This window comes from Chryseobacterium aquifrigidense (assembly GCF_006716485.1).
Lineage (GTDB): Bacteria > Bacteroidota > Bacteroidia > Flavobacteriales > Weeksellaceae > Chryseobacterium > Chryseobacterium vietnamense.
In genome coordinates, this window is the sequence record NZ_VFPD01000001.1 from 3209532 (window position 1) to 3225464 (window position 15933).

Annotated in this window: 18 protein-coding genes and 1 riboswitch; of the genes, 16 read left to right on the plus strand and 2 right to left on the minus strand. The window is 35.0% G+C overall.

Annotation, left to right across the window (positions count from 1 at the left end; translation table 11 throughout):
- The first annotated feature begins 66 nt into the window (after positions 1-66).
- From FB551_RS14300 to FB551_RS14360, 13 genes are all read left to right on the plus strand, one after another.
- Positions 67-579 (plus strand): hypothetical protein, encoded by a 513-nt coding sequence (locus FB551_RS14300; RefSeq protein ID WP_142017958.1) that lies wholly within the window; start codon positions 67-69, stop codon positions 577-579.
- A gap of 32 nt (positions 580-611) precedes the next feature.
- Positions 612-1160, plus strand: coding sequence for a hypothetical protein (locus tag FB551_RS14305; protein ID WP_142017959.1), 549 nt, complete (start codon positions 612-614; stop codon positions 1158-1160).
- 103 nt (positions 1161-1263) lie between these two features.
- The gene (locus tag FB551_RS14310; protein WP_142017960.1) at positions 1264-1905 is read left to right on the plus strand and encodes a hypothetical protein; all 642 of its coding nucleotides are present in this window, start codon (positions 1264-1266) and stop codon (positions 1903-1905) included.
- Between the two features lie 375 nt (positions 1906-2280).
- Positions 2281-2799 (plus strand): hypothetical protein, encoded by a 519-nt coding sequence (locus FB551_RS14315; RefSeq protein WP_142017961.1) that lies wholly within the window; start codon positions 2281-2283, stop codon positions 2797-2799.
- Positions 2800-2890: 91 nt separating this feature from the next.
- Positions 2891-4501 (plus strand): serine hydrolase, encoded by a 1611-nt coding sequence (locus tag FB551_RS14320; RefSeq protein WP_142017962.1) that lies wholly within the window; start codon positions 2891-2893, stop codon positions 4499-4501.
- A 128-nt stretch (positions 4502-4629) separates the two neighbouring features.
- On the plus strand, positions 4630-5013 hold the full coding sequence (locus FB551_RS14325) for a 5-carboxymethyl-2-hydroxymuconate Delta-isomerase (protein ID WP_142017963.1): 384 nt from the start codon (positions 4630-4632) through the stop codon (positions 5011-5013).
- 33 nt (positions 5014-5046) lie between these two features.
- The gene (locus FB551_RS14330; RefSeq protein WP_142017964.1) at positions 5047-5550 is read left to right on the plus strand and encodes a DinB family protein; all 504 of its coding nucleotides are present in this window, start codon (positions 5047-5049) and stop codon (positions 5548-5550) included.
- 57 nt (positions 5551-5607) lie between these two features.
- Positions 5608-5883, plus strand: a complete 276-nt coding sequence (locus FB551_RS14335) for a hypothetical protein (RefSeq protein ID WP_142017965.1) — start codon at positions 5608-5610, stop codon at positions 5881-5883.
- A 60-nt stretch (positions 5884-5943) separates the two neighbouring features.
- Complete coding sequence (locus FB551_RS14340; protein WP_142017966.1) at positions 5944-6381, plus strand: hypothetical protein; 438 nt, start codon at positions 5944-5946, stop codon at positions 6379-6381.
- Positions 6382-6875: 494 nt separating this feature from the next.
- Positions 6876-7652 (plus strand): alpha/beta fold hydrolase, encoded by a 777-nt coding sequence (locus tag FB551_RS14345; RefSeq protein ID WP_142017967.1) that lies wholly within the window; start codon positions 6876-6878, stop codon positions 7650-7652.
- A gap of 9 nt (positions 7653-7661) precedes the next feature.
- Positions 7662-8015 carry a DUF2200 domain-containing protein gene (locus FB551_RS14350; protein ID WP_047435295.1) on the plus strand — a complete coding sequence of 118 codons (354 nt, stop codon included), beginning with the start codon at positions 7662-7664 and terminating at the stop codon, positions 8013-8015.
- Between the two features lie 147 nt (positions 8016-8162).
- Positions 8163-8288, plus strand: a riboswitch (FMN riboswitch).
- A gap of 92 nt (positions 8289-8380) precedes the next feature.
- A complete protein-coding gene (gene ribB, locus FB551_RS14355; protein ID WP_047435297.1) occupies positions 8381-9028 on the plus strand; it encodes a 3,4-dihydroxy-2-butanone-4-phosphate synthase in 648 nt (215 codons plus the stop codon).
- A gap of 133 nt (positions 9029-9161) precedes the next feature.
- On the plus strand, positions 9162-10160 hold the full coding sequence (locus FB551_RS14360; RefSeq protein WP_142017968.1) for a T9SS type A sorting domain-containing protein: 999 nt from the start codon (positions 9162-9164) through the stop codon (positions 10158-10160).
- A 61-nt stretch (positions 10161-10221) separates the two neighbouring features.
- Here the strand turns inward: FB551_RS14360 and FB551_RS14365 are convergent, their stop codons facing one another.
- The gene (locus FB551_RS14365; RefSeq protein ID WP_142017969.1) at positions 10222-12306 is read right to left on the minus strand and encodes a TonB-dependent receptor domain-containing protein; all 2085 of its coding nucleotides are present in this window, start codon (positions 12304-12306) and stop codon (positions 10222-10224) included.
- 165 nt (positions 12307-12471) lie between these two features.
- Here FB551_RS14365 and FB551_RS14370 point away from each other — a divergent pair, with 165 nt between their 5' ends.
- Both FB551_RS14370 and FB551_RS14375 read left to right on the plus strand, forming a co-directional pair.
- Positions 12472-13224 carry a hypothetical protein gene (locus FB551_RS14370; RefSeq protein WP_047435303.1) on the plus strand — a complete coding sequence of 251 codons (753 nt, stop codon included), beginning with the start codon at positions 12472-12474 and terminating at the stop codon, positions 13222-13224.
- 110 nt (positions 13225-13334) lie between these two features.
- On the plus strand, positions 13335-14627 hold the full coding sequence (locus tag FB551_RS14375) for an MFS transporter (RefSeq protein ID WP_142017970.1): 1293 nt from the start codon (positions 13335-13337) through the stop codon (positions 14625-14627).
- A 59-nt stretch (positions 14628-14686) separates the two neighbouring features.
- Here the strand turns inward: FB551_RS14375 and FB551_RS14380 are convergent, their stop codons facing one another.
- On the minus strand, positions 14687-14902 hold the full coding sequence (locus FB551_RS14380) for a hypothetical protein (protein WP_047435309.1): 216 nt from the start codon (positions 14900-14902) through the stop codon (positions 14687-14689).
- A gap of 218 nt (positions 14903-15120) precedes the next feature.
- Here FB551_RS14380 and FB551_RS14385 point away from each other — a divergent pair, with 218 nt between their 5' ends.
- Positions 15121-15795, plus strand: a complete 675-nt coding sequence (locus FB551_RS14385) for a DUF4919 domain-containing protein (RefSeq protein WP_142017971.1) — start codon at positions 15121-15123, stop codon at positions 15793-15795.
- Positions 15796-15933: the final 138 nt, after the last annotated feature.

Consider the following 15933-nt stretch of genomic DNA (forward strand, 5'->3'; position numbering starts at 1 on the left):
GAGTTTAGAAAGCAAAATATTCAAGATCAAACCATTCAATAAAATGCAATATTATCTTTTCAAAAAATGAAATTAACCCTGCAAATTTTAATTTTATCCATCCTTGATTTTATTGTTATCTGGACGTGGTTCTACTATATTGATCCAGATCCCAGCATTTCAATTGCAGTTATAATAATTTATCCCCTATTATTTTTCATTAATCTGCTTGCAGGAGTTATTTTGTGGATAACAAAGAAAAGAAACTTATCACTGCTGTTTATCATCAATTCTGTTGTTACCGTTATGATCGCCAGTTTTCTTTGGTCAAATGCTATCAGAAGACACCAAAATCGAATTTGGATCAGCTATAGCTTTTCTCACAATACAAAAAATTATTATATCAGCATTCACAAACCCGATTTTACATTTATGATCACAGAATCTGTCAATCCGGGAAGTTTTTCTTCATTTCAGGAAGGAGTTTGCAACTATGAAAGCGGAAAAATAATTTTAAAAACAGACTCAACCCGATATAGTATTGAGCACAACATATTAACAGGATTTACAAAAAATAAAATTCAGCTAAAAAAGGAATAACAACCCTTTATAAAACATGTTCCAATAAAGCTATGAAAAAAACATCCTTATTCATTTTCGCTTCATTTATACTATTGAGCTGTTCCGAGAATTCAATACGGTCACTAGATTTTGGTGATTTTAGATTAAAGGCTCCAGGAAGTTGGAAAAAATTGAAACCGGAAGCTTGTGATAGTAATGCCGGAATTATCATCACAAAAAATAATGATTCGATTTTTTATGATTACGGACCTTATTCCTATTCATTAGAAGAAAATATCGCGATTATTAGCAGAAAAGATTTCAACGAACTTCTAGCAGTGAATCCAAAGGCTGATACAACCCAATTTATTGTCATTGATAAAAATACAAACAGGGAAGATTTTGTCAAAAGTAAAATAACCTATAAAAAAATTGATGGATATAAGGCAAAAATAGTAGAACCCAAACAAATTGGAAAAGGAATAACAGGAATTTACATTGACAGCCTCAAAACAGATCCCATAGGAAATATCAAGTTTAATTTATATGGTATTAATCTGAAGAAAGAAAGTCAGGTAGAACTTTTAAAAGCAATTCAGACATTACAGTTTAGAAAATAATATAATTGAGAATTACTTTCTATGGTATTGAATAAAATATCTCCAATAATGATTTCCCATTAACTTTTTTATATTTTTGCTCTGCTAAAAAATTAATAAACCCATGAAACTGTATATTTTATTTGCTCTTCTTTTTATTTCCAGCATAGTAACTGCACAAGAAAAAGAATATCCATCCATCAAAAAAGGAGATTTTCCGGAAGGCATTTATATGACTTTGGAAGATGTTTTAAATAAAAAACCATCTTCAACCGAAGAGGTCTATTTCAAAGCCTGCGAAAAATGTGATTCTCTTGACATGCCGGAAAAAGCATTCTTTTATTTCAAACAAAAAAACAAGAGGGTAAAAGTTCCATTAGCTGTTTCGCATAAAGGAGAAATGTATTTTCAGACCTATCGAAAATACACCAACAAGAAAGATAATGGTTATGATCCTGACCAATATTCAAGATTTTGCAAAGTTCTGAACTATGGAAGATTCATTTATTTTGAAGAAAACATGAAAGGCTTATGGTCCAAGGCTTTTTTAGGAGCATTAACTCCTCTTGCCTACTCTATTAACGGAAAAACCAAAGGGATTGTTTTAGATTTAGACAATAAAGAATTTAATATTCTGCAAAACTGTGATGATTTAAATGATTTTCTATCCAAACATGACATTCCTGAATTTCAATGTAATTCAGAAACCTTCACTATTGGAGATTTGAGAACAAAAATTGAAGAGATCAATCTGCCTTATCGCTAATTGAATGTTGACGATATATTGAAAGCTCTTCTGTTACAAGAGGAGCTTTATTATCTTTCTGGCTTTGTGATGGAACCGATCCTGAAGTAAATATCTTTCAACTTAAAAGCAAAAAATAAGCAATATTCTCCATGAAAAAAGTCATTGCTGCTACAGGTCTGGTATTAGTTGTAACCCTTTATAACTATCCTATTTTTGACAACAAAAAAATCATATTTGCCGTTATTGGGTAACCCCGGGAATAGTAAAATTAGAAGATCAGCTTTCCTCAAATCTTCCTGCTTAGGAACTGAATTCACTAACGGTGAGGGTCAACAATTTCGGACTTGAGAAAACAAAACTCTATGAAAAAGACTTGCCTAAAGATAAATAAATATGCCCACCACCATTAAAATAAAAAATAAAACCAATTGGGCTGTGACCATTATATTGGGCTTGGGTTTACTCCTGCTTACTTTTATTATTCTGATTATTATTCCTCTTACAAGCCTTCAGGAGGAAGGTTTCTTTTTCATTTTACATTATATTTCATTTACGGCTCCCTTTGCAGCGTTTTTTATACTATTCTTGTATATCTGGTTATGGAATACCTTCGGAAAAACAATACTTATTATTGAACCACAACAAATAACAGTCCGATATAAAAACAAATTATTTGCAAGTCCGAAAACTTATCTAAAAAAAGAAATTGATCAGATTCAGGTAAAAGATTTCCAGGTAGAAAAATATAAATTCGGTGTTCGCTATCACTTTTCTCTGAGCGGCTCAACCTATTCTGTTGTTTTTATACAAAATAGCACCGAAATAAGAGTTGTAGATTGGATCACCGAAACCAGAGCCAGTGAAATAGTGAATGAAATAAAAAAAAGCTGGTGTTACAATGAAAAAAACTGATCAGGCAAAGCATCACTTTCTCCAACAAAAAGAATTCAAAAATTTCATGTAATATTATCACACCTAAAAGTGTCTTACTTTAAAATATTATATGAAAGCTATTGTAATGTGTCTGGTTTTATTACTTACAACACATCCCCTTTTTTCACAAAAATCCAAGAAGCTGGAAGAGTTATTTTCCACGTATGAAAAAGCAGGACTGTTCAATGGTTCTGTTTTAGTTGCTGAAAAAGGAAAAGTTATTTTTGAAAACAGCTATGGCTATAGAAATGCTCCTAAAAAAGAGAAAAACACCAATAACAGCCTCTATCGGGTTTTCTCCACCACAAAAATGTTCACAGCAACGGTTATTTTTCAACTGGAAGAACAGGGGAAATTATCTCTAAACGACAAACTCTCCAAATACTACCCTGACTTTCCGAAAGGTGACAGCATTACCATTGCCCATCTTCTTTCCCACACTTCAGGAATTCCCAATGATACGAACTCTGAATATACAATAGATGAAGCAACATTTTTAAAATACATTACTGCAAAACCTTTGAATTTTTCCCCTGGAAAAGATTGGGATTATTCCAATTCCGGGTATTATATTCTCGGTTATATTATCAAGAAAGTTACAGGTCTGAATTATGATCAAGTCATAGAAAATAACATCCTCAAACCCCTGAAAATGAATCACAGTGGATTCAACTTTAATAATGTGACAGATAAAAATAAAGCATTGGGATATGAATTTTTATCAGATAAAAGCTCTAACGAAGCATTACGTTTCAAAACCGATCATCCTTTTGGAGCCGGAGCCATGTATTCTACGGTGGAAGATCTTTTTAAATTTAATGAAGCATTAAAGAACAATATTATTCTGAAAAAAGAAACTACAGACAGAGCTTTTACTCCTTACCTTAAGGATCACTATGGTTTAGGTTTTCAGATTTCGAATGTATTTGATAAAAAAAGAGTGGGTCATGATGGCGGCGGACCTGGCTACAGAAGCAGATATTACAGAGTTCTGGAGGATGATATTTGTGTGATTATAATTTCAAATTCAGAACTTTCACACACGGATTTTATTTTTCCTCTGGTAGAAAAAATACTGTACAATAAACCATATAGCATCCCGACCATTGCAAAAGTGAGTGCAGAGGATTTAAAAAAGCTGGAAGGAGTTTATTCCACTGAAAATTCAAACTTTTATATTAAGAGTGCTGATGGGCAACTGGTTTTCAAAGAGGGCAGCTATCCCAGAAACGCTCTGTTACCAAAAAGCAAAACTTCTTTTCAGCTGGATGAAAAATTCACCTGTACATTTCAGCCGGATCAGGATGGAAAAATAAATACCCTGGTCATACATTTCTGGGATGGAACGGTAAAAACAGCCAAAAGAAACACCAATGCTCTTACATGGGGAATTATTGGAAATGCCACCCCCAATGGCTGGGATGGAAAAGATATTCCACTACAAACAGATCCTAAAAACCCGAATATCTATTTTCTGAAAAATTATAAACTGAATAAAGGTAATTTAAAATTCAGATTTAATAATGACTGGGGATATAGCCTGGGTCTGAATAATGATAATAAAAGTATGGCCTTCGATGCCTATGATTTCCCCATCTATGAAGATGGAATTTATGATATTATCCTTGACATGACCAATGCGGTAAAACCACAATACTCCATTAAAAAATTAAATCTATAAAACCGCATTAATAAAGCAAAAATTACACATATTAAAACCATTTTGTTTCAGAATGGTTTTTTATTTTGAATATCCATTGCTATTTTTATTATTTTTATCTCACACAAAATCAACACAAAATATAATCTATGCCCCATTTTATTATAGATTGTTCGCAGGATATTCTTCAGCAGAGAACACCCGATGAATTAATGGATGCCGTTTACGAAGTGGCTGATGCAACAGGGCTGTTTGCTCCCAATGACATCAAAGTACGGCTCCATCCATATCCATATTACAGATTAGGAGCCGGCAAGAATAACTTTCTGCATGTGTTCGGTTATATTATGCAGGGCCGCAACACTGAACAAAAAGCTAATCTTTCGAAACAGATCAGTATCCGGCTTTCAGAATTGCTTCCTGACATCTCTTTTCTTTCTGTCAATATCAATGATTTCGAAGCGGCCACCTATAGCAATAAAGCCCTCATCAATCCTGAGAATACAAATAATGACCGGCATTTTGGATTATAACATCACCTTACAACCTAAATAAATAGTAATAGTATGAGCCTAAAAACTTTAGTCAACAAAAGTGTACAGTACAACAATTGGGTAGTCAATAAATACATCGACTGGTTATCCACAAAGTCTGACGAACAGCTGAATCAGGAAACTATTTCCAGTTTTCCTACTATTTTAAAAACATTACATCATATCTGGCAAACACAGGAATACTGGTGGAGCCATATTTCTGAAAAAAATGATTTTGATTTTACTAAAACTACAGAAACCACCGACAAAGAAGATGTTTTCAATGCCATAAGAAACAATTCTCAAAAGCTGGTGGATTATGTGGAAAGCTTATCTGAAGAGGATCTTGCAAAAAATGTGAAGATTGAATCCCAATGGTTTCAATGTGATTTTTCCAAATATGAATACATCCAGCATGCTATTCTTCACGGGACATATCACAGAGGGCAGATTGTAACAATGGGAAGAAATATAGGGATCACTGATGCTCCTATGACCGATTTTAATTTCTGGAATATTTACAAAGATCAGCAATAAAAGACATATCTTTTCTACCATTTAAAAGATAGTAATTTATAGTTTGCGCCCATTATTATGACCACTAAAACCATAGAACTCGATTTATTTCAGGAGAATATCAAACACCTTTCAACTGATGAGCTCGGGAATTTTATTGCGATAACCTCCAGAAACAGAATTGTACTCTCTGACAGAACAATACCATTAGAATTAGGAGTGGATGTTGTAATGGCTAAAATCATTAATGAAGAAAAAATTTTAATTGTACTTCATCACCCAACTTCAATAGAAAATGCTTTAATCATTGACTATACAGGAAGATCCTATGCCCGATTTAATATTGGAACTTAAATAAATGACATTAAAATAAATGGCAAAAAGATAATAGTCTCATATTTTGATGAAGGTATTTTGAGAGGTGAGAAACCTGACTGTGATGCCCTGGCTGTATTCAATCATAAAGGAGAACAAGTTTTTGGTTTTAATTCGGGTAATGTACAAAACCCGCTTATCGATTGTTATTGTGCTGCCAACTTGGGAAATGGAAAAATAGTTTTTAATGGTTATGGAAATTTTCTTTTACAGGAGTTGGATCTCAATAACTTTAATCTTGCCAGCTATAAAGTTCCACCTCTATGCATAGGTGCCAGGTCTGTATCTGCAAAGGCAGATAATATCATATTTCATTCAACCTATGAAGACAAAACAAGTTTTTTCATTTGGAATCTTCAAACAGATGAATTTTACTCAATAGATTCGGAATTTAAAAACCTTCAGTCTACCGAAAATGGAATATTTTACCAGGTTAACAGAAAATCATTTACTATCATTAATCCATTAGAATCATAAACTTTGTGGATAAGTACCATAGAGACTTTTAGAATAGTAAGAAAAAGAAACTTATATATCTGATTTTAAAACAATTAAATTAAACGCAGGCAGTTATCCGCATTTTCAATTATTTGTGGATAACTTTCTGTGATTCAATTTTTGTTGTGGATAAAGTATGGATAAGTTTTTACACCATCAAAAAACACCCGCATAAATAAATGAAAATCATTGTTTTACAATGCATATATTTTTTTATGGTTTTTCCACAACAGAAAACAGTATGGATAAGTTCTGTGGATAAGTTTTCCACATTTTTTAGCTTTTCGCATTCATATTTTAAAGATCTCTCGGGAACACTTTATGAGATCATTATCATCAACCTGAGATTAAAAGATAAATTCTACAGTTACCATTCAATACAGACATATTTTTACATTCTGATCATTAGATTTCCAACAGTCTTTTCGTAAATTAGACTTTAAAATAAAATAGACCAATACTTTTAATTTAATATGGAAAAATACGCAATATCATCAGACGGCCAGAGAATTCATTATAAAGAATCCGGAAATAGAAATCCTACTCTGATCTTCGTCCATGGGTGGCTTGGGAATACTGAATGGTGGGCAGCCCAGCAGGAATATTTCAACAACATGTACCACATTGTACAATTGGATCTTGCCGGACATGGAAAATCGGATTCTTCAAGACAGGAATGGATGAGTGAAAAATATGCTGATGATATTAAAGCAGTTGCTGATGCTGTTAGTTCTCAGGAAATAATCCTGGTAGGACATTCGATGTCCGGAGCTTATGTCCTGGAAGCGTCTTTAAAAATCCCCAAGGTAAAAGCGATCATCCTGATGGACACGTTAAAAAACCTGGATGAATCTTTTACAGAAGAACAGGCTGGAGAAGTGCTTTCGCAATACAAAAAGGATTTCAAACACACTGTGGAAAACTTTCTGCCACAATTTTTGTTTGCAGAAGGAACACCGCCTGCTGTAAGAGAAAGAGTACAACATGAATTTCTTCAACACGAACCAGAATTGGCAATCAATGCTCTGTGGCCTTTGTATAAAACAGACTTCAAAATGGTTGCGAAGCAGATTCAGGTACCTGTTATAGCTATTAATTCTGACGCTTCTCCTACTCATCTGGAAAACAATCGTAAATACTTGAACAGCTATGATTATGTTACCATTGAAGGAGTCGGACATTATCCTATGCTGGAAAAACCTGATGAATTCAATACCATTTTGGGTGGCGTTATTAAAAAATTAATCTAATATGTATTCATGCAGAACACCAGAATTTTTACAACCGCTTTCGCAAGTGTCTATCCACATTACATTCAAAAAGCTGAGAAAAAGGGACGTACTAAAGAAGAGGTACATCAAATTATATTCTGGCTGACGGGATATGATGAAAATGATCTGCAGAAAATACTCAATAACAAAACCGACTTTAAAACTTTCTTTGAGCAGGCACCTCAGCTTAACCCAAATGTTTCATTGATCAAAGGAGTCATCTGTGGATATCGTGTAGAAGAAATTGATGATGAGCTCATGAGAAATATCCGGTATCTGGACAAACTGATTGATGAACTGGCGAAAGGAAAGAAGATGGAGAAAATATTAAGAACAACCTGAAAATATAAATTCCAAAAGAGTAATTGCTAAATATGATTAAAAACGCTTCTCCAATTCAAAAAACTTCCCGAAATTTGCGGTCTGTGCGTTAAATACTATTCAATGAAATAAAAATTTAAATTAAAACATACAGCAAAACTTAGTATAAGTTTTCTTCGGGGCAGGGTGAAATTCCCTACCGGCGGTTACAGTCCGCGACTCCTTTCTTTTGAAAGGACTGATCTGGTGAAATTCCGGAACCGACAGTTAAAGTCTGGATGGGAGAAGAAAATGAGATGACCAATAAGATTCCTTATGGACTCTTGTTGCGTTGTATTTCATTTCCATGTACCGAAGAGTATTTTAACTTTTAAAAGTAAAATAACATGGAAAAATTATTAGAACAATTCGGAGCTACCTCCAGGGAACGTGTAGAAAAAGCACTTCAAACATTACAACAGGGAAAAGGTATCCTACTGGTAGATGATGAAAACCGCGAAAATGAAGGCGACATCATCTTTCCCGCTTCCACTATTACAGAACAGGACATGGCGCTTCTGATCCGAGAATGCAGCGGTATCGTATGCTTATGTATTTCTGAAGAAAAAAGCCGCCACCTCAACCTTCGTCCGATGGTGGAAAACAACAATTCAAAAAATCAAACCGCATTCACTATTTCCATTGAAGCAAGAGAAGGAGTGGAATCAGGAGTTTCTGCAAAAGACCGTGTAACCACGATCAGAACTGCTGTAGCAGCAAATGCGCAGGCAGAACATATTGCAAGTCCCGGACATGTATTCCCTCTGATTGCAAGAAAAGATGGAGTATTCGAAAGACGCGGACATACCGAAGGCAGTGTAGATCTTGTAAAAATGGCTAATCTTGGTGAAGATGCCGTACTTTGTGAACTGACGAATGAAGACGGTTCCATGGCAAGGCTTCCTGAAATTGTGGACTTTGCCATCAAAAAAGAAATGAGTGTCGTAACCATTGAAGATATTTATGCGTATCGTACCATGGTAATAAGCAATTAAACTTAACATTTTTAACGCACAGACCGCCTGTTGATCCGATCAACAGGCGTTTTTATTAAAAATATAATTAAAAAGAGAAAAAATTAACATTTGAATACTATTTTTTAATTATTTTTAACAAAAAATTCTGACTATGAAAAAATCTTTACTCCTTTTACTAGGAGCGTCTGCCATGATGTCTGCGCAGATCACGCTTACAAAAGCATCCAATGATCCTATTTCCGGAAACGTTATCAATTATAATAACACAGCCGGTACCGTAAACAACTCTGCAACAGGACCAAACGCAACATTTTCAAATGGAGGACTTACAATGGGAGCCGCGTCACAAACAACCTATTCCACTCCTACTTCTACTGAAATAGCAACGTTCCCGGGTTCTACTCTTAAAATGGTAGATGGAGGAACAACCGTTTATTACAAAGCGTCAACTACTAAACTGGAAATTACAGGAATTGTAAATACACAGGCAACTTTAAATTTTAGTGTGGATAATGGTACTCATATTAATTATCCAACAACGTACGGGCCAACACAAAACGACACCGCGAAAGGTACTTTTTCCTCATCTTCTGCCAGCGGATTATTCAGTGGTACAATGACTGCTATTTCTGATGCATATGGAACTTTAATTATAGGAAATCAAACATACAATAATGTTCTGAGAGTAAAATTCACACAGAATTTCAATCTCTATTCAGCTCTGGATGTTACTTATTCTAACCCTATCGGAACAATTACCAATATAGCATATTCTTATTACGATGCTTCTCACAGATATGCACTGCTTAATTCTACAAGCGGAAATATCAGCATTCCATTGTTGAGCATCAATCAGAATGTAAAAACTACATTTGCATTAAGTGAAACATTCCTGGCTGTAAACAATGCAGTGAAAAAAGAAAACCTAGTGGTTTATCCAAATCCAGCACAGGATTTTATCCGTTTCAAAGGAAATACAGATAATTATTCCAAGGCAGATATTTACAGTCTGGATGGTAAACTGGTTAAAACTTCAGATGTAAAATCCGGAAATATACAGATCTCAGATCTTCCTCCTGCATCTTATTTCATTCAGGTCAGTGGAAAAAATGCTGCTGATACAAAGAATACGAAATTCATCAAGAAATAATAAAACAAAATCCCCGCTCCTACAAATGAGCGGGGATTTTTATTAACATTCAAATGAGCATCTAGAAAGTAGCTGCAGGAGCAGTATCATTATTAAGCTTTCGCTGAATTTCTGTCTTTTTTCCTTTGGAGAAATCATAACTCAGCCCTACTACAAACATTGATTTATTGTTCATTATTTGTGTATGAACTTTATAATCTACCAGGCTTTCCGGTAAACTTTTCGTTTTATACTCTGAAGGCATTCCTATCCAATACATTCCTGTGGAAAATGTCCAGTTTTTACGTTTATAGCTCAGAAAAATATTATTCTGATTTTCATTGGTATTCAGGAATGCTCCACTAAGGCTATACACCGGAATATTGAACTGATACTGAACGGAGAAAGATTTATACTCTGACGAAAGCGAAAAATAATTTCCTAAATAATTATTTTTAATCAAAGCCTCTTTACTTGTTCTTACCGTTTCTGAAGTTGGTGTAATCACAGCTTTTATAACAAGGAGACTATTTCCAAAAGGTTTATAAGATCCTGTCAATTGAACTCCATACCTCTGCGCATTTTTTCCGTTTTCGTAAGTTAAAGCATACCCATTCAACAACTCATCCTGAACATAATACTGATTGATCACCCTGTTGGTATATCGGTAAAACAAACCTGCATTAAAATCAAAATACTTATTATTAAAGGAATAGTTCAGGTTATTGGAAAAGACCTGTTGGGATTTTAAGAAAGGATTTCCTCTCTGAACAATATTTGGAGCCAGCTGTACCACATTACTGCTCAAAGCATTACTCCAGGGACTTACCGGATTATAACTTGCTGTAAAACGAAGATTCTGATTTCCTTTTATCTGATAAGCTAAAATAACCTTCGGGGTAAAAGTCCATTCATCAAAAGTATTCTCTGCACTTTTGTTATGAATATTGGTAAGACCGGCTCCGATACGATAGCTGAACTTATTTACTTTTCCTGAAAATTCGGTGTAGAAATACTGTTCCAGATAATTGACACTGTATTGGGAAGATCCTGAAAGATTATTCAGATCATTGGAAATAGAAGACCTTGATATACGGTATCCGGATGAAAGCTTTCCTGCAGTGAAATCGTGTACATGCGCCAACTCTCCTACCAAACTAGTTTGTTTTGCTTTCAATACCATATCATTATCATATACCGATAATCCTGAACCTACGATCCATTCTTTGGCTGTTTCTGTGGTATTGGTTGTGTAATGAGAACCTACTATATTGATACTCAACTCATCTTTTTCGCCCATTTTTTTAGAATAATAAAGATCCAGCTTAGGAATCACGTAATCTGATCCATTATTTTTAAACATACTGTGCTCCTCTTTCAGATTATCTTCAGTAAAGGCACTCTGCCCCACTCCTTTTGAAAATCTGCTGAAAATATCCATATTCAGTTTAGCCTGAAAAGCATAATCGTCAGGAACAAGCCTGGTATAACGCAAAGCAACATTCTGGAAAGTATACCCGAAATGATCTTTTCTGTTTTCATCAGAACGATAATGCTTTCCATTCAGCTGGTAATCATAGATGCTGTTTACTCTCCGGTCATCATAATCCCTCACATTCAGGGAATATTCTAGTCCGAAATTATTTTTTCCTTTTGTATAATTGGCATAAGCAGAACCGTTCACAAATCCGGTATTCAAAGCGGTAGAGACATCTGCCCCAAACACATACCCTGTTTCTGTAGATTTTGTAAGAATATTAACTACAGTATCTGCTCTCGTAGCCCATCTTGCCGGCGGAATATCATAATACTCCACTTTTACAACCTCAGTAGGTGCAACACTTCGGATCTGCATATCTGTAGCTTCAATCCCGTTGATAAGAAATAGTGTAGTTCCTCCTTTTGTACTGGTAATGGTATTTTCTACCGGATTCAGTTGTAACTCCGGAAGTGTGCTGAGCAAATCTTTCGCATAGCGCGCTCTATCCAGCGCTTCTTTATCGAAAGTATAAACAGCTTTGTCTGCAAATTGTTTTTTACGCTGTGATTTCAAAATAACTTCCTGAATTTCTTTAGGGACCACTGCATCAACGGTATCATTTTTCTTCTCCTGAGAAAACATAAAAGCACTGCAAAGAAATAAGATGGTATATATAGTTTTTTTCATGTCTGAAGATGAATTATACTATTAGGACAATCAATTACCGATGACTATTACATTTATAACCGTAAACAATTAGAAAATCGACCTATTTTTCTTCATATTCTGATTATTATGTTAAATTCAGCCCGTTTTTTGCTGGTATTTTCTTACATCACAAAATATTGAGTCATGAAAAAAGCATCCATACTAATTCCGTGCTTCCTGTTTTCGGCCCTGGGAGCTCAGGAAATGCAGAACAGCCCGGCAGAGAAGATGAATATCATCAAGACCAATGTCACGGCTTACGCATTCAGAAATATCAATCTTTCCTATGAAAGAGCCATCAACCAATGGTTTTCCGTGAATGTCGGTTTTGGAACTATGACTGAAGGAAAAGTACCTTTTATCAATGCTTTTCTGAAAGATGAAGATGAAAAAAGATTCCAGAATCTGAGAGTAAAAGCCACGAATTTTACCATAGAGCCAAGATTTTATATAGGAAAAGGCTATGGAAAGGGGTTTTATTTTGCGCCTTATTACCGATACTCAAGTGTTACGTCCAATACTTTTGATTTTTATTATGATTATAATGGCCCGAATGGAGTGACTTATCCAATTCCCCTTAAAGGACATGGAGACACCAAAGGAAACAGCGGTGGACTCATGGTAGGGGTACAGTTCTTTCTGACCAGAAGCCAGAATCTTGTCCTGGATTTCTGGATCGCCGGAGCCCATTATGGAAGTGGAAAAGGTGATTTTACGATGACGTCAGATTATGTACTGACACCTGATATGCAGGCTCAGCTTAAAAAGGAAATTGAAAATCTGGATATTCCGTTTGTTAAGTATACCGTAGAAACCAATGCCAATGGTGCCAGAATAAAAGTGGACGGACCGTGGGCAGGTTTCAGAAGCGGGCTTTCCATTGGATATAGATTTTAAAAAATTATTCCGACAGAGTATTCAACCGTTCTTTTTTAGGAACGGTTTATTTTTTTCTGAAATTTGTATCTTGGATCCCATTATTAAAAAAACTTTCTGGAAATACATCTATGGACTCAAACTCAATCACCACAGGCCAAAGAATCAAAGCCATTATTGGCGGATCTATCGGAAATCTCGTTGAATGGTATGATTGGTATGCGTATGCAGCCTTTGCCATTTATTTCTCCCATTCATTCTTTCCTGATTCCGATCTGAATGCCCAACTGATGAATACTGCAGGTATTTTTGCAGTAGGCTTTCTGATGCGTCCTATCGGCGGATGGCTGTTTGGGAGTATAGCAGATAAAATCGGAAGGAAAAAAGCGATGACGCTTTCTGTTCTGCTGATGTCTTTTGGATCGTTATTAATCGCTCTTACTCCCACTTATCAATCAATAGGTATCCTGGCTCCTTTATTGCTTTTACTGGCAAGATTACTTCAGGGATTAAGTGTTGGCGGTGAATATGGGGTTTCGGCAACTTACCTCAGCGAAATGGCCACGCAGGACAGAAGAGGATTTTATTCAAGTTTTCAATATGTCACTTTAATAGGCGGGCAGCTTATCGCATTGGGAATTCAGCTTGTTTTACAGAAACTTTTACTTACTGAGGCTCAGCTGGAGGAATGGGGATGGAGAATTCCTTTTGTAATTGGGGCATTGCTTTCTATCATTGCATTATATCTTCGGGCTAATCTTCATGAAACCGAAGCATTTGAGAATAAAAAAGCAGTCAGCGAAAAGAAAAAGGGAACAGTAAAAGAACTTCTGAAACATCCTAAAGCTTTGCTTACAGTGGTAGGACTGACATTGGGAGGAACATTGGCCTTTTATACTTATACAACTTATATGCAGAAATTCCTGGTGAATACCGTACACCTTACAAAGGAGGAATCTACATTAGTCTCTTTTATTTCACTCTTTATATTTGCGTGCCTTCAGCCTGTATTTGGAAGTTTATCTGACAAAATAGGAAGAAGACCGCTTCTTTTAGGTTTTGGTATTTTGGGAACATTATGTACTGTTCCACTTCTTACAGCACTGAGTACAACTACTTCAATCTGGGGGGCTTTTTTCCTGATTATGGCAGCTTTAATTATTGTAAGTGGCTACACATCCATCAATGCAGTGGTAAAAGCAGAACTTTTCCCTTCCGAAATCAGGGCACTTGGCGTTGGCTTACCTTACGCTATTACGGTTGCAGTATTTGGAGGAACAGCGGAATATATTGCACTATGGTTCAAAAAGATTGGTTCCGAAGAATACTTTTATTGGTACATTACAGGATGTATTCTTTTTTCTCTGATTGTTTATATCGGAATGAAAGACACAAAAAAGACTTCTACACTGGATAAAGATTAATATCAGAAATAGTATAAAAAGCGAGCGCCACAGAAAAACTGCAGCGCTCGTTTTATTTCTTAATGATAGGCCTGTTTAAATTTTTCAATCATACTATCCAGATTATGACGCTGGACGTATATACTTTTTACCTCCTGATACCTCGGTGATTTGTAGAAAACCTCGTGGAAATCCATGCTACCGTTTCCTACTTTTACAACTTTCTGTACTTCGATATTCAACTTTCTCAATTCGTCTTTGAAGACTTTAAATTCATCTTGGATACTACTGCTCATTAATATTTATAGTTTTTTAGTTAAAAATTCCATTCACCCCTTCAAATATGAGGGGTAACCTCTCAAATTCCGAATAAAGTTAGTAAATTTATTGACACAAAGTAACACTTTGACAATATTTTATTATTTTTTTTACAAATAGTATGTCTATATTATTTGATTGATGCATAATTCGTATTTTTAATCTCACAAAAAATGGTAACCACCTTATACAAACCATGAATATTAAAGCATTTTTCTCTTTATTCTTCTTAGTCCTGCTTACTTTCCTGCATGGTCAGAAAATGGAATTCAAAGCACCGGATTATACTGCTATTCAAAAAAATATTGAAGATAAAAATTCAGAATTCTATTATCCGAAACTTTTAAAGAGGTTAAAACAGAACGATACGCTTCTCACCAGCAATCAATATCGTCATCTTTACTTCGGATATACCTTCCAAAAAGAGTATCAGCCTTATAAAATCGGAAAGAAGTCTGAAGAAGTTGCCAAATATTATCGTGGAGAAGGTATTTCACAAAAAGATCTTTCAAAGGGAATCCAACTGTTTTTGGATGCTTTGGATGAAAATCCCCTGGATTTGCGTGCCATGAATTATCTCGCTTACCTGTATCATTTAAATAATGATGACGTTACTGCTGAAAAAATTGCGGGAAATTTCCATGGATTATTAAATGCTATTCTGACCTCGGGAGATGGCCTGACTTGTGAGACGGGTTTTCATGTTATTTCTGTGACAGATGAATACGTCCTTTTAAACAGATTTCAAATGGAAACAAAATCACAAAGCCTGAAAGGAAAATGTGATTACCAGGAATTTGAAAAAGACAAGTACAAAGTACCCGGATTTTATTTTGATATCAGCAGATTCTACGGAAGGATATTGGATTAATAATTATCTGAAACTTATTCATTATTTCATACCATTTTATTATTCAAAAAGAACTGCTATCAACTTTTATAAGATTAAATTCATATGATTTTGCCCTAAACAGGAGGGTTTAGAAGAAGGAGGATATTTTTTTTTCAA

What these genes read in the sequence shown, in the direction of transcription:
- FB551_RS14375 (WP_142017970.1), top strand. Translation starts at nt 13,335, where the DNA reads ATGGACTCAAACTCAATCACCACAGGCCAAAGAATCAAAGCCATTATT.
- FB551_RS14315 (WP_142017961.1), top strand. Translation starts at nt 2,281, where the DNA reads ATGCCCACCACCATTAAAATAAAAAATAAAACCAATTGGGCTGTGACC.
- FB551_RS14310 (WP_142017960.1), top strand. Translation starts at nt 1,264, where the DNA reads ATGAAACTGTATATTTTATTTGCTCTTCTTTTTATTTCCAGCATAGTA.
- FB551_RS14350 (WP_047435295.1), top strand. Translation starts at nt 7,662, where the DNA reads ATGCAGAACACCAGAATTTTTACAACCGCTTTCGCAAGTGTCTATCCA.
- FB551_RS14300 (WP_142017958.1), top strand. Translation starts at nt 67, where the DNA reads ATGAAATTAACCCTGCAAATTTTAATTTTATCCATCCTTGATTTTATT.
- FB551_RS14325 (WP_142017963.1), top strand. Translation starts at nt 4,630, where the DNA reads ATGCCCCATTTTATTATAGATTGTTCGCAGGATATTCTTCAGCAGAGA.
- FB551_RS14305 (WP_142017959.1), top strand. Translation starts at nt 612, where the DNA reads ATGAAAAAAACATCCTTATTCATTTTCGCTTCATTTATACTATTGAGC.
- FB551_RS14330 (WP_142017964.1), top strand. Translation starts at nt 5,047, where the DNA reads ATGAGCCTAAAAACTTTAGTCAACAAAAGTGTACAGTACAACAATTGG.
- FB551_RS14385 (WP_142017971.1), top strand. Translation starts at nt 15,121, where the DNA reads ATGAATATTAAAGCATTTTTCTCTTTATTCTTCTTAGTCCTGCTTACT.
- FB551_RS14380 (WP_047435309.1), bottom strand. Translation starts at nt 14,902, where the DNA reads ATGAGCAGTAGTATCCAAGATGAATTTAAAGTCTTCAAAGACGAATTG.
- FB551_RS14365 (WP_142017969.1), bottom strand. Translation starts at nt 12,306, where the DNA reads ATGAAAAAAACTATATATACCATCTTATTTCTTTGCAGTGCTTTTATG.
- FB551_RS14345 (WP_142017967.1), top strand. Translation starts at nt 6,876, where the DNA reads ATGGAAAAATACGCAATATCATCAGACGGCCAGAGAATTCATTATAAA.
- ribB (WP_047435297.1), top strand. Translation starts at nt 8,381, where the DNA reads ATGGAAAAATTATTAGAACAATTCGGAGCTACCTCCAGGGAACGTGTA.
- FB551_RS14335 (WP_142017965.1), top strand. Translation starts at nt 5,608, where the DNA reads ATGACCACTAAAACCATAGAACTCGATTTATTTCAGGAGAATATCAAA.
- FB551_RS14320 (WP_142017962.1), top strand. Translation starts at nt 2,891, where the DNA reads ATGAAAGCTATTGTAATGTGTCTGGTTTTATTACTTACAACACATCCC.
- FB551_RS14370 (WP_047435303.1), top strand. Translation starts at nt 12,472, where the DNA reads ATGAAAAAAGCATCCATACTAATTCCGTGCTTCCTGTTTTCGGCCCTG.
- FB551_RS14360 (WP_142017968.1), top strand. Translation starts at nt 9,162, where the DNA reads ATGAAAAAATCTTTACTCCTTTTACTAGGAGCGTCTGCCATGATGTCT.